At 56.1% G+C, this 12,149-nt stretch carries 13 protein-coding genes; 10 read left to right on the plus strand and 3 right to left on the minus strand.

Annotation, left to right across the window (positions count from 1 at the left end):
* Positions 1-116: 116 nt before the first annotated feature.
* Complete coding sequence (locus tag M7439_RS08150; protein ID WP_308464454.1) at positions 117-860, minus strand: IS630 family transposase; 744 nt, start codon at positions 858-860, stop codon at positions 117-119.
* A 1,172-nt stretch (positions 861-2,032) separates the two neighbouring features.
* On the opposite strand from M7439_RS08150, the gene M7439_RS08155 reads away from it, so the two are divergent.
* The 4 genes from M7439_RS08155 to M7439_RS08170 all read left to right on the plus strand — a co-directional run bounded on the left by M7439_RS08155 (position 2,033) and on the right by M7439_RS08170 (position 4,726).
* Positions 2,033-2,512, plus strand: a complete 480-nt coding sequence (locus M7439_RS08155; RefSeq protein ID WP_298343184.1) for a hypothetical protein — start codon at positions 2,033-2,035, stop codon at positions 2,510-2,512.
* A 366-nt stretch (positions 2,513-2,878) separates the two neighbouring features.
* The gene (locus M7439_RS08160) at positions 2,879-3,073 is read left to right on the plus strand and encodes a hypothetical protein (RefSeq protein WP_298343181.1); all 195 of its coding nucleotides are present in this window, start codon (positions 2,879-2,881) and stop codon (positions 3,071-3,073) included.
* A gap of 167 nt (positions 3,074-3,240) precedes the next feature.
* Positions 3,241-3,420, plus strand: coding sequence for a carbon storage regulator (locus tag M7439_RS08165; protein ID WP_298343179.1), 180 nt, complete (start codon positions 3,241-3,243; stop codon positions 3,418-3,420).
* Positions 3,421-3,784: 364 nt separating this feature from the next.
* Complete coding sequence (locus M7439_RS08170) at positions 3,785-4,726, plus strand: DJ-1/PfpI family protein (protein ID WP_298343176.1); 942 nt, start codon at positions 3,785-3,787, stop codon at positions 4,724-4,726.
* Between the two features lie 61 nt (positions 4,727-4,787).
* On the opposite strand, the gene M7439_RS08175 is transcribed toward M7439_RS08170, so the two are convergent.
* A complete protein-coding gene (locus M7439_RS08175; RefSeq protein ID WP_298343174.1) occupies positions 4,788-4,979 on the minus strand; it encodes a hypothetical protein in 192 nt (63 codons plus the stop codon).
* 352 nt (positions 4,980-5,331) lie between these two features.
* Here M7439_RS08175 and M7439_RS08180 point away from each other — a divergent pair, with 352 nt between their 5' ends.
* Both M7439_RS08180 and M7439_RS08185 read left to right on the plus strand, forming a co-directional pair.
* The gene (locus M7439_RS08180; RefSeq protein WP_298343171.1) at positions 5,332-5,688 is read left to right on the plus strand and encodes a DUF4440 domain-containing protein; all 357 of its coding nucleotides are present in this window, start codon (positions 5,332-5,334) and stop codon (positions 5,686-5,688) included.
* A 94-nt stretch (positions 5,689-5,782) separates the two neighbouring features.
* Positions 5,783-6,457 carry an HAD family hydrolase gene (locus M7439_RS08185; RefSeq protein WP_298343168.1) on the plus strand — a complete coding sequence of 225 codons (675 nt, stop codon included), beginning with the start codon at positions 5,783-5,785 and terminating at the stop codon, positions 6,455-6,457.
* Here M7439_RS08185 and M7439_RS08190 read toward each other — a convergent pair.
* A complete protein-coding gene (locus M7439_RS08190) occupies positions 6,440-7,675 on the minus strand; it encodes a helix-turn-helix transcriptional regulator (protein WP_298443337.1) in 1,236 nt (411 codons plus the stop codon). The genes M7439_RS08185 and M7439_RS08190 overlap by 18 nt on opposite strands.
* A 126-nt stretch (positions 7,676-7,801) precedes the next feature.
* Between M7439_RS08190 and M7439_RS13065 the strand changes: the two genes are divergently transcribed.
* From M7439_RS13065 to M7439_RS08205, 4 genes are all read left to right on the plus strand, one after another.
* Positions 7,802-8,077 carry a helix-turn-helix domain-containing protein gene (locus M7439_RS13065; RefSeq protein ID WP_366525264.1) on the plus strand — a complete coding sequence of 92 codons (276 nt, stop codon included), beginning with the start codon at positions 7,802-7,804 and terminating at the stop codon, positions 8,075-8,077.
* Between the two features lie 7 nt (positions 8,078-8,084).
* Positions 8,085-8,966: a hypothetical protein gene (locus M7439_RS08195; RefSeq protein WP_298343162.1), complete on the plus strand. Its 882-nt coding sequence runs from the start codon at positions 8,085-8,087 to the stop codon at positions 8,964-8,966.
* 77 nt (positions 8,967-9,043) lie between these two features.
* On the plus strand, positions 9,044-10,699 hold the full coding sequence (locus M7439_RS08200; protein WP_298343159.1) for a hypothetical protein: 1,656 nt from the start codon (positions 9,044-9,046) through the stop codon (positions 10,697-10,699).
* A 1,159-nt stretch (positions 10,700-11,858) separates the two neighbouring features.
* Positions 11,859-12,149, plus strand: a 291-nt coding sequence (locus M7439_RS08205) for a helix-turn-helix domain-containing protein (RefSeq protein ID WP_308464455.1), incomplete at its 3' end; no start/stop codon positions are given.

Below are 12,149 nucleotides of genomic sequence, written 5' to 3' on the forward strand. Positions count from 1 at the left end.
CTCGGTCTTGTGGGCTGCGTAGTTGTCTAAAACGACGTGAACTCCCAGCTCCTTGGGTACTTGTCGGTCGATGAGCTCGAGGAACTCAATGAACTCTATCGCCCTGTGGGCTACCGTCATCTTGGTGATAACCTTGCCGGAGGCGACATCAAGTGCGCACGTTGTGATTGGAGATACCATTTCGCTTGTACTCGGTCGTTCGACGTGAGAGGAACCCCTGGCACCATGGGGAGCATGGGCTGGGTGCGGTTCAGTGCCTGGATCTGTGTCTTCTCGTCAACACAAAGGACAATCGCCGCCTCGGGAGGGTTGAGATAGATCCCGGCAACGTCTCTGACCTTCTCGGTGAACTCTGGATCGTTTGATACAGTGAAGGTCTCTACCATATGAGGCTTCAGGCCAAAGGTTCGCCAAATCCTGCCAACCGTGGAGGGAGAAACTCCAGCGGCGGCTGCCATGGTGTTGGTCGACCAATGGGTTGATGAGTCGGGTGGAGTGGTCGTGGTAGTGAGTTTGATGATCTCGGCGATCTTGTCATCCCCATGGGTTCTTGGAGTCCCAGATCTTGGTGCATCCGAGAGTGTCTTTACCCCAAACAATGAGAATCGTCTTCTCCACTTATCTACTGTTTGAGCTGATAGCGAGAGTTTTCTGGCAATCTCGGTGGTTCCCATCCCCTCAGCTGCGTACAAAGCGATCTTGGCTCGACGTACCTGAGCCTGCGGGGCCGTGGTTTGACGAACAAGGGCCTCTAAGTGCTCTCGTTCCTCCTTTGAGAGCGTCACGTGATAGAGGATGGGACGTCCACCGACGTCTCTCTTTGGCTCCTCGTTTGTTGATTGCTCTTCTTGCTTTCCCATAACCGACTACCTCCCAGAGTAGATACCAACTGGGATAACCAGGCGTAAGGGTTGAAAATTCCTTATTGAAGGAATTTCCGGCTAGGGACACTAGGTGCTCGCTGATTGAGTCCGAAGTGGCCGAGAGATTCTCGATGTACCGGTCTTACCGAATCCGAATCTGATGGTCGGTTAGCAATGCTACTCCGTGGGCTGTCCAAGACCGAAGGCGATCAGGTGCTCGGTCATAGACACCTCTGGCCTGCTCTCTACCATGCCTGTAACGCTCGCTAACAAATTTATTGGTCTACCGCCGGGCCAAGGGTTCTTCACTTGTCTGGCCTATTGTTAGCAAACAGTTTGTGCCAGCTACAGAGGCGTTGCATGACCACCGACTACTTCCCATAACATCCGCGCAACGGGCGAGCGCAGCTATCCGGTTGACTCCCCGTGAGCCAAAGACAACCGACCATGGCGACAGAGCCCACCGACGCACACCCACCGACGCGCAGCGTACCATCATGCGAGAAAGGGCCAAGGCCGATACCCGCGCAATGGAGGGAGGAGGCGCTGATTGCCAGAGAACTCCTCAATCGGGGCCAGAGGACTCGCGAGGCAGCTATCGCCGCGGCAGGTGGAGCATCGGATAGGTCAGTTCCAAAACCCTCGAGTGGTATCCGGGAGTGATTGTGCCACGAATCCTACGCAAACATTGGGCAGTTGGTGTGGTAGCGGGAAGTGCGGCGAATTCTTTGGTGGGCATAGTGGCGGCGATGACATGCTATTTCATGACGACGGAGCCAGAAGAGGGGAGAACTTCGATACCAGTTACTGGCGATATCCACAATAAAGAGTCATTAACTTCTCCTGCGAAGGGCAACAGAGGCTAGAGTATCAGAGATGGGAGCGGAATTCTGATTAATAAGATTTGGAAACTTGCTTCAGTCGTCGTGATTGTACCTATTGGTGCAGCGGTGTATTTTGGTACCCACTCGTCTGGCATAAAGACCATAAAGCGATCATCAACCTCTCAGGTAGCGAAAGCCAGGATTTCGCCGAAGTCGAAGTTTTCGACGCAACCCACCGCGAGCACGAATGCGCCCTCATGCACAGCGGCTCAACTGACGATTACTACCCCAACTGATAGTGACGACTATAGAGCTCTTTACAACGCCTACATCCAGGCGATCGGCATGAACCAGGAGTTCCATGCCAAGATGATCGAGAACACCTCAGGAACGAGCTGTTCATTGGGTGGTGGTATACCCAGAATGGAACGCATCGTTGTCACTGGTTCCCAGCCCGAGGCGCTCTCGGCAACGTCGCCACCTCTACCCGATGGTGTGACGATCATTGTCGAAGGTCAGCCTCCAGCGGGTCCAGTCTTTACCCTGGCACCAGCAGCGAAGGCTGAGATCTGGTACGGGTCGGACAGTGCGAAACCGAACCCAGCTGGGCATGTCAACTCCGCGACTACGCGTTTGACTGACTTGGTCTCCTGCGTCGAGGTCTTCTCGATACCGACGCCATCGGGATCCGTGAGCGTTCCAGGACCGGTCCAGAAGTGTGACAACTTTCAGCCACTGTTTCTCAACAACTACAGCTACTTCTTCCCGCTGTCCCAAAAGTTGACCACCGTCCTCCCGAAGTCGGATGTCTCCCTTCTTCGCTAGATTCTCCTGTGGAAACCCAGGCTCGGCGTCGCGACCGCGAACCTCGAGCAGTTCACTTTTCGCTTGGTAAAGGCAACGTCAGAACTGTTTTCGGTGATGCCGCGCGCAATGGTCGTGGAACTGTCCGGAGACACGGCACACTCACTGCTGGCGATGCTTGCCCCATTGGGGGAGAGCGCAGTGGAGACTACTTAAGAAGTCATGACGACTTTCCACGATATCGGCACAACAGGTGAGCGGAGCTATCAGCTTGACTCCGCGTGAACCAAGGAGATCTGATCATGGTGACACGGCCCACCGACGTACAGCGTACCATCATGCGAGAAAAGGCCAAGGCCGATACCCGCGCAATGGAGGGAGGAGGCGTTGATTGCCAGAGACCGTCTCGACCGGACCGAGAGGACTCGCGAGGCGACTATCGCCAAGCTAGACCGAGCAGTTGGGGAAGCTAAAGCGGCCTATCAGCTCGCCCTCGATGGGTTCACGGTTCGTGTCGGTAAAGAGCTTGTGGCTGAGCTACTTGGGACAGAGCTCGTTCGATCTCCACGACAGAGGTCATAAACCTGATGGAGACCCTGGCGATGTCTTACTTTGCGAGAGTACTGCTTAAAAGACTGTCGAGGGTGTTTCACTCCGGTTCGGAGCGTCGCGCTCGAGCTTCAACATCGTGGGCGATGCGTCTGTCAGAGGGGATTGAGTCCGACTAGGTTTGGTCGCGGGAGGCATGGATGCTTGTTATCACGCGTAAAGAAGGTCAGCGAGTACGAATTGACAGCGATATTGTGCTGACGATCGTCGAGGTGAACGGTGGTTCGGTGCGCATTGGCATCGAAGCACCACTGAACATTCGCATTGAGAGGCCAGTTGATGATCAACCAGAAGCCGCGGACGGGGTCTTGAGCGGGTGAATATTCGGTGAAGAAATCGTTGAGGTCGGCTGGCATTGCTGCAAATGAGAAGCCTCTCATCTCAGCGTGTTCTTGATTACCAGCGCTCGCATGCCGATGTTCTAGGACCCCCGTTGTCAGAGGCTCCGCTCTCGGGCATCTACTGCTCATAAGCCTCACAACTTGGTGAGCCCATCAATAGAATGACGCAGTTGGTAACACTGGTGGATCTCGCCGAAGTAGTTCGCCGTGAGCGACAACTACTTGACCCATCAGTGCGCGCGATGGGCAAGTCTGTGGTAAAGTCGCGATACGCTGACTTGGTGGCGTGGGGCGTCTCTAACCATATGGTGCTCCGCGACCATGATGTCAGGAGGAATTCCCGTTGAACCAACAACCCTTACAAGTGGGGATGGTCCTCTTTGAGGACTTCGAGCTGCTCGATGTCACAGGCCCCCTGGAGATCCTCGGGAAGCTTCCCGAAGCATTCGCGATCACGTTGATTGGCCAAGAACGCAAACCCGTTAGCAGCGTTCAAGGGGTCTCCATCATGCCCACGGCCACGATGTCGGAGGCACCGAGCGTTGATCTCTTGATGGTTCCGGGAGGAATGGGTACGCGCAGATTGGTCAACGACGAGGCATTGATCGACTGGCTAGGCTCCTACGGACGCCAAGCATCACTCGTCGCCTCGATCTGTACCGGTGCAGCCCTGCTGGCAAGAGCTCACCTCTTAGATGGCTACCGTGCAACCACCAACAAGCGTGCCATGGAGTGGGTCCAAGAGGTGGCCCCAAACATCAGCTTTGAACCAAGGGCCCGGTGGGTGAATGATCGAGACCGGTGGACCTCCTCGGGGGTGGCTGCCGGCATGGATATGACGCTCGCCTTGGTGGCTCATCTCTTGGGTGAGACCCAAGCGCGAGAGGTGGCCAGTGCGATTGAATACGAGTGGAATGATGACCCAGATCACGATCCCTTTGCCAAGGATGAGGACCACGAGGGACTCCGGGGTTCCCAAGCGGTTCTGACGGTCTTTCGCTCCCGCCTCAAACCAGATCACCAAGACTACGAACTCGTCGCTGACGATCTCGAGCAGCTTGCCCGGAACCAACCCGGGTTTCGATTCTTTAAGACCTACCAAGCCCAAGATGGTGAGCGATGCTCAATCGTAGTGTTCGACAGTGAGGAGTCCCAAAGAGCTTGGAGAGTCAACCCCCGCCACCTTGAGGCCCAACGGCGTGCGGCTCGTGACTTCTACTCTGAGTTCTCGGTCCAGGTCGGTAGTCTCCTTCGGGAAATGAAGGTGAAGGAACCCCAAGCCTGAGGAGATATTTTCGGGTCGTGACTGCCTTGATCACCGTCGCCTCTCAACGAAGGGTCAGCGCCTACTCATCATTCTCTGCGCCCATCGCCCCGGCAGCCGGTGCAAGGGCCGTATGGTAGAGCGCCAGCGGCGTGATGCCAGGTTCGTCAGACGTCGGCGTTGGTGAAGAACTCCTTAAGGTAGCTAGACGACTACCAGGGGCCTTCCAACTCCAATGCAGAAGTTCGAATCGTAATCCTCCATAGTTAGTCATCAATTATCATTAGTGCAGCTCAGAAACGGAGTGTTCCTCGCGGCCTGTCATGAATTATCACGGTTTGGCGAGATTCCATGACGCAAAGTATGACACGCTCTCCGCTGTTACAACCAGCGGATCGCTGTCATCCCCTCTGACTTTCGCTGTTGTCGCGAAATTGAGGAGCTGGCGACGAATCTCTGATGTCTGTCAGGGTGATGCCGATCGTATCCGACCCCGATCCCACTCTCTTGGTGGGATCGGGGCTGCGGACCTATGCGCAGGACCCGCTTTGTCCGAGGCTCCGGTTCCGGCAGGGAGTCCTTCGTGAGCCGCACCCCTTGATCAGGGGGCCAATAGAATTTCGCAAGTGGTAACACCCGAGGATCTAGCTGAAGTAGTACGCCGTGAACGGCAACTGCTCGACCCATCAGTGCGCGCGGTGGGCGACTCTGTGGCAGAACTCCTGCATCCTGACTTTGTTGAGTACGGGGCATCCGGTCGCATCTGGGACTCCGCTGCCATCACATCTGCTCTCAAGGCCGACCCGGGAGTGTCCGGGGAGGCCGTGGAGTTTTCGCCCGTTGCTCTGTCGGAGGATGTCGTGCTACTGACTTATCGCATCGTCGGGACACCAGGGTCTCTTCGGAGTTCGGTTTGGGTGAAGGATTCGCTGTCTTCCTGGCGCATTCGGTTTCATCAGGGGACCCGGCTGGCCACTGATTGACATCGCGGGATGTAGCGACCGTCCAACATTGACACCTTCCCAATGCACCATGTGAGTCGGTGAACATTTCCCACACCGAGGGTAACCTGAAGTCGTGACACGACTCAAGAACCTACCAAACCCGAAGATTCGAACTGTTGTTTTTGATGTCGGGGAGACTCTTGTCGATGAGTCTCGAGAGTATGGGTCATGGGCCGACTGGCTCGGTGTTCCTCGCCACACCTTTTCGGCGACCTTTGGAGCGATTCTTGCAAGAGGTGGCGATTATCGAGATACCTTTCAAGTGTTTCGCCCAGGCTTTGATCTCGCTGTCGAACGAGTAGCCAGAGTGCAGGCGGGGCGTCCTGAGACCTATGACGAATCGGATCTGTATCCTGACGCGAGACCTACCCTCGAGGCACTGCAAGATGCGGGCTTTAAGATCGGCATCGCGGGTAATCAGACGATTCGTTCCGAAGCGATTCTGCGTCAGCTCAACTTCGCTGCTGACTGGATTGCTACCTCCGATGGCTTAGGGGTGGCGAAACCGTCCAGCGAGTTCTTTCGCGCGATCATCGACTTGGCTGGCGTTGCAGCTTCTGAGATTCTTTACGTAGGGGATCGACTCGACAACGACATCGCGCCGGCGCAAAGGATTGGAATGGCGACCGTGCTCATCCGGCGCGGACCGTGGGGATACATCATCAAGGATCCAGAGGTCGAGAGGCGTTGTCTTGCCACGATCAATTCGCTCACGGAACTGACAGCCCTGCTAGCCAACCCCGAGTAGTTCCCGCTCGCGCTCGTGGAGATCTTTTGCCCAAGGAGTCCCTCGCAAGGATGCTTCGAGAGTTGGGAGCCGATTGATTGCCATGAGGTAGGGTCGCTCTCTGGCGAGCGTGAGTCCTTCGGTGGCATATTGCATGGATTGCTCGGGTGCCGTGGCACTGTAGGCGATGGCTAAGTCCAAGCAGACGACTGCGCGCTGCTTGATCTCTGTGATCTGTTCCAGTGCGTCGGCCAGGTGCTGGGCCGCCTGTTCTGACCTGCCTGCTGCGAGTTCCACTGTTCCTGCAAAGGAGGCGGTTCGTGCTTCGTCGTACCAGTCAAACCATTGAGGCATCTCCCCTTCGTGATTCAGTCCCTCATCGGCGGCGCGCATCTGTTTGAGCGCTGTACTAGGATCTCCCGCGATCGCTGCGAGTTCAGCGCGCACGCAATGGAGCCAGGACCTCAACATGGGCTGGCCGCGCCGCGGCGCGGTTAGGTCTGCGCGTCGAAGCCATCCGGCTGCGCCCGCGTGGTTACCTCCAAAACCTGCAATGAATGCACGGTGGGCCAGGATTGCCGCCAGTAAGGGATTGTCCCCTGCGGTCTGTGCTAATGCAGCTGCGGTTGCAAAGTGCGCCTCGCCGGTCTCTGGATCATTACGATCAAAGAACGCCAACCGTCCCGCGAGCAGTGCGACCCAAGCTGTGGCAACGGCGATGTCAGCACGTTGCCTTCTTGCACTCGAGAGATACGAGAGACCTTCGCCTAAGAGATTGATTGCCTCGGTCTCCACGGACTGCGGCCGCCCACTGTGATAACGCTTCGCTGTTTGGTGCACCCGTTCCTGGTAATCAGCGAGGTCTGTCCCCTCAAATGAAGCGATGGGGGAGAGAGAGAAACGCGCGACTGTTCCAAGCGAACGGGCTGAGGCTGCGGATGCTGACAAAGCGGTGATTCCAACCGTACCCATCAAGAAGGTACGTCGCGTCATAGGGGGATGTACGTCTCCGTCATCGGGTGGCGCCGAATCAGGTAAGACACTGCGCAGGTAAGGCCACCAGTGGGCACTTGGCGACGATGTGCCACGTTCCCAGCGCGCTATTTGACCTTGCAGATTTTCTGCTCGCGTTGGTCCCCAGTCCTCTCCAGCGGCCCTGATGGCCTGGAGTAGCAGCTCAGCTAATTGCATCTGAGTGAGACCAGCAGCAGTTCTGGCCTCGCGAAGAGTACCTGCCATGGCACCAACTGTAGCATAATCAACGCGAGTGGGGTGGCTGAATAAGCACAATTTCACATATTTGTGATGTTTTTCACATATTATTGCCCGGTAATCGAATAATTTGTCCACGCTTTACTGGATGGTATGACACACACCACACCCAGTATTGATCAGACCCTATCCGAACCTCGTTCCCAATCACCTGTTGGCATCTTGCTTGACATCGATGAGGCAGCAACCGCATTGCGGATCAGCCGCTCTCGTCTGTTTCAGCTCGTTGGCTCTGGTGAGCTTCAATCGGTGAAGTTAGGCCGGAGACGATTGTTTCGACGAAGCGACTTGGAAGCCTTTGCTTCCGGCCTTGCGACGACTCCTATCGCCAACCGTTCCCGAGGAAGCGTCTCGGGAACGAGGAGATAGGTGCGACATGGCGACCCTTGTACAACTTGTTCAGGGTGCCCCGGAATTGCCGTTAGCGTTGCGCGCGGCACCGAGTGTCTCCATGGGGAGCGGTTTGCTCAACCGAGACTACAAACTCCTAGCAGTCGTGCTCCAACTTGATCTCATCTGGTCGGCAGAGATTCAGAGCTACGCTACTCGGCATTTTACCGGCGACGATGCCGATCGGGCTGTACGGCGCATCTGTGCGGCCACCGCTCAGGTGCAGGCTGGAAAGCTGAGCCTGCAGGAGGGAGCGACTCAAGCTTTACGTGTAACTGCCAGGCGACGGCGGGTGGACTTCTATCGACTAGCTGAGCGTTTGTCCATCGAGAAGCCCAATGCCCGATTCTCTGACTACTTGAGCGAAGATGTGGAGCTGGATGCTCTCTTGCCAGCTTCTTTGGAAGCCCTGCATCATTTGACTGGTTTCAGTCCAACCGAGGCTGCGATCTGTTGGTTGCAGACGTTGTGGCCACCGCTCAAGTCGGTTTTGCTGGAATATCCTTATCCCCGTTTGCCCTCATCCGCCTTTGCGGCAATGGATCAGCTTTGTCCCCAGTCGTTCCCAGAGGTATCGTTTACCGCGATTCGGCGCCTCTTTGCTGGAACCCGTCCGGATCATCGGTCGCGTCTTCGTCCATCTCTCCTAGCCGCACATTCCCAAGGGTTGTGGAACTCAGACTGGACACTTGTTCGCGCTCACGTTGCGGATTTGGTGAGAGCAGATCCTGCGGTCGGCGTGCTATCACCGGTTGCTCGTGATGTTGCCGTTCGTCCCTTTATTCGTGCGTTGAATGTTCTCGCATTTGCTGACTCGGATGTCGCCGAGTGCGAACCGACCATCTCTATTGACCGGATTGCGCTCTAGCCGATCTAGCTGCGACGAGGCCTCTACAGCCAAGTTTCGTAGCTGTGCTAGTGCGACCAGAAAGGAAGAGTTCTTCGGTGAGCAGCATCTTGCACGATAAGTCTGATTTCCTAGCGTCAGAGACCAGTGATGCACCAAGCGATACGGTGTGGGACGATTACGGAGGGGAGGAACCTTGCGCATCCGGGCCAGCCCTCGATACTCCTTTCCGAGTGGTTGCTGGTAACGATGTTCCGTTCCCGCGCGCCTATCGTCCCAAGGATCAAGCAAGCCGTAATATCGGTGCGCTGACGTACTTCGATGGGAAGGGAACTCATACTATAACGAATGCGCCAAAGAGGCTCTACGCGATTCTCTCTGCCTATTTTTGGCCAGTCCGGGATGGGGCCGGCCAAGTATGGCTTGTTCCACGCCGCGAGTCCAGGCACCCTTTGGGTGGAGTATGTGCCCCCCTCATGGATGATTGGACGATCAACCGAGCTATCGCACGCTTCGCAGAGTTCTTCCCGCATGCCAACCTTCCCGGCAAGGATGCGGTGATCACCGCGCTTCGAGCGTTGGGCGGGGAGGCTCACCCGGTTGGTGAACTCTGGGTGAGATGGGGTCGCTCTTCTGACGGGGCACTGTGGTGGGATAGCGGGGGTGGCCATGAGTTTGTTCGTGTCGACAGAGATGGCTGGTCGGTACACGCCCAACCCGAGTGCTTCTTTCGAAGCGGACCAGCGCGTGCTATGGCTGTTCCTACACGCGGAGGCAGCCTGGATGATCTTTGGGAGTTCGTTCCGGTTAGGCCCGCTGATCGCCCTCTGGTTGTCGCGTGGATGCTGACCGCCATGCATCCCGATCGCGAGACCGCCGCCGGCATTCTCTACTTGAGTGGCCCAGAGGGATCTGGAAAATCGACGGCTGCTGACAAAATCACTGAGGCGATTGGATCGCCAGTCGCTCGCAAGAAACTCGACATGCGCCGGGGCGATGACCGTGATCTTATCGTGGGTGCCTCCGCAGGTTGGGTGCTCGGTCTGGACAATCTTTCAACCCTTACTGCCGAGCAGCAGGATCTGCTCTGCACGCTTGCCACCGGCCACGAAGAGACGTACCGGGTCCTCCACACCACCACCGACACCGTGACCCTTTCTGTTCGACGCCCGATCACTATGACCTCGATTGAAGTTCCCGTGCTCCGTCCAGATCTCATTTCACGAATGGTTCCGGTCACCTTGGGGGGATTGGATATTGTGAAGCCTGAGGATGAACTCGCGAAGGCCTGGCACATCGCGCAACCGTTAATCTTTGGTGCGCTACTCGACCTACTGGTCGAGGTCATGGGTACCCCAACCCCCACCTCCTCTCATTCGATGCCCAGGCTTGCCGCCCTCGGTCGTATCGCTCTTATTGCAGATCAACGACGGGGGACCGATACCCTGTCCCGTCTTGCCGTAGCGACTTCAGCACTCCTCGGCGATACGGTGAGCGACGATCCCTTTTTCGACGCTTTGACAGCTTCGATACGTGTTCAGTGGTGTGGCACGGCTGCGAACCTATTGGCAACGCTTGATCCAGATGATGAACTGGCTCGTCGTTATGGACGCGCTTGGCCTACCGCCAAGGGAGTCTCTGCACGCTTAAAGCGGTCGTGGCGGGCCCTGGAGGGAGCGGGATGGAGGCTTTCGGTCGATCACCTCCCTAACAACCGTGGCCAGCGCTGGACACTGGTTCCGCCATCGTTGTAGCTCGCGCAACCACTTGCTTGGAGTCGATTGTTCTCCCGCGTCAGGAGGTCCCGGAAGAGTAGTAGGAGAAGCCTCTTCATTCATGAGTATCAGCTACTACCGAGTCATTTTAGGCAACAGGAATCCGTTTTGACATGGTCCTAGACGGATCGTGTTAAGGCAACTAGGTTCCGCATTGGAGTGGGTCTGGGTGGGCATCATTCCGAAGGTTTGCAGGACCGTAACCGAGAGTAGATGTCGATCGTCGATCTGTATGTGCTGAGAAGGCAGAGTTTGACTCAACCGGACAACCAAGCTTCATGCAACGGCAGTGACCCGAGCAGTATGTTCATGTCAGAACGTCCTAGTCTTACAGTAGTCGGCAGCGGTGCACCCGTTCTCTTAGGGTCAGGCAATTGCCAGACACTGATGGGGCTCAAACTCCCTTGTCGTCTGAGCATGCCATCAGGTGCGTGCTTGACAAGGTCTAGGGTCACATGATGCACGTTGTGAGTTTGACCTGTAGCAGGGTTTGCGTCGTTGGCTTCGGATAACAACCGAAACCAAGTTGGCATAATGCTGTGAAAATGGCTTCGATCGGTTCCTCCGCTACGGGTTCGAGGAAACTCCCCCTCAGTGACAGCACCACTCATAGATCTGCCCCAGTGTTATAATCAAGATCGTGCAACCCGGTGAGCGAATCAGGATGATCAGAGATACTGCGGATATGCTCGCGGAGCGACCTTGGTCCGTCATCCAGCTCACGCTCCGTCAATTCGGTCTTGGTACTTACGAGCCCGACGATTTCAACGGTCCAGCACAGGACGTATATTGCAGCGAGCAAATTGAGCCGGCTTCCGACGAGATTCTACAAGATCTCTACGGATTTCTCTTGGACGAGGCCACGTCCCTCGGGCCAAGTGTCGGCGAGTCTGAATCCGTGTGGAGTTCAAGTCGTGCGGCAAGGGTATTTCTCTCACACACCCACGACCACCGAACATTCGCTGGTGATGTTAAGACGCAGCTGGAAGTGACTTATGGAATCGAGGCTTTCGTAGCCCACAACGATATCAGTCCTAGTGTCCGTAGTCAAAGTTTCGCTGTGAAACAGGAATTTTCAAGTTTCGGCCCCTGTTGAACCCATTGTCCACCTACTCTTTTGGAGGAAAAGGCAATGACAATGGCTAAGCAGATATCCAAAGCAACCCAAGTGGCAAAAGATTCACAAGGGGCCAAGAAGCGCACCGGCCGTAAACCCACCTACGTCGTCACGTTGAGCGATGAGGATAAAGAGTTCCTCACTTCGGTCATCGCCAAACGTAGCGCTCCTGCTGTTCAAGTCACCAGAGCAAAGATAGCCCTGTTGGCCAATGAACACGTCAGGCTAAGAGATATCGCTGATGAGCTGGATATTTCTAACTTCACGGTCTCAAAGTGGGTAAGGAGATTCGCCCTCTATGGCGTGAAGTCG

The sequence above is a fragment of the Ferrimicrobium sp. genome (genome assembly GCF_027319265.1).
GTDB lineage: Bacteria > Actinomycetota > Acidimicrobiia > Acidimicrobiales > Acidimicrobiaceae > Ferrimicrobium.

What these genes read in the sequence shown, in the direction of transcription:
- M7439_RS13065 (WP_366525264.1), top strand. Translation starts at nt 7,802, where the DNA reads ATGACACACACCACACCCAGTATTGATCAGACCCTATCCGAACCTCGT.
- M7439_RS08195 (WP_298343162.1), top strand. Translation starts at nt 8,085, where the DNA reads ATGGCGACCCTTGTACAACTTGTTCAGGGTGCCCCGGAATTGCCGTTA.
- M7439_RS08175 (WP_298343174.1), bottom strand. Translation starts at nt 4,979, where the DNA reads ATGACTAACTATGGAGGATTACGATTCGAACTTCTGCATTGGAGTTGG.
- M7439_RS08155 (WP_298343184.1), top strand. Translation starts at nt 2,033, where the DNA reads ATGAACCAGGAGTTCCATGCCAAGATGATCGAGAACACCTCAGGAACG.
- M7439_RS08190 (WP_298443337.1), bottom strand. Translation starts at nt 7,675, where the DNA reads ATGGCAGGTACTCTTCGCGAGGCCAGAACTGCTGCTGGTCTCACTCAG.
- M7439_RS08165 (WP_298343179.1), top strand. Translation starts at nt 3,241, where the DNA reads ATGCTTGTTATCACGCGTAAAGAAGGTCAGCGAGTACGAATTGACAGC.
- M7439_RS08150 (WP_308464454.1), bottom strand. Translation starts at nt 860, where the DNA reads ATGGGAAAGCAAGAAGAGCAATCAACAAACGAGGAGCCAAAGAGAGAC.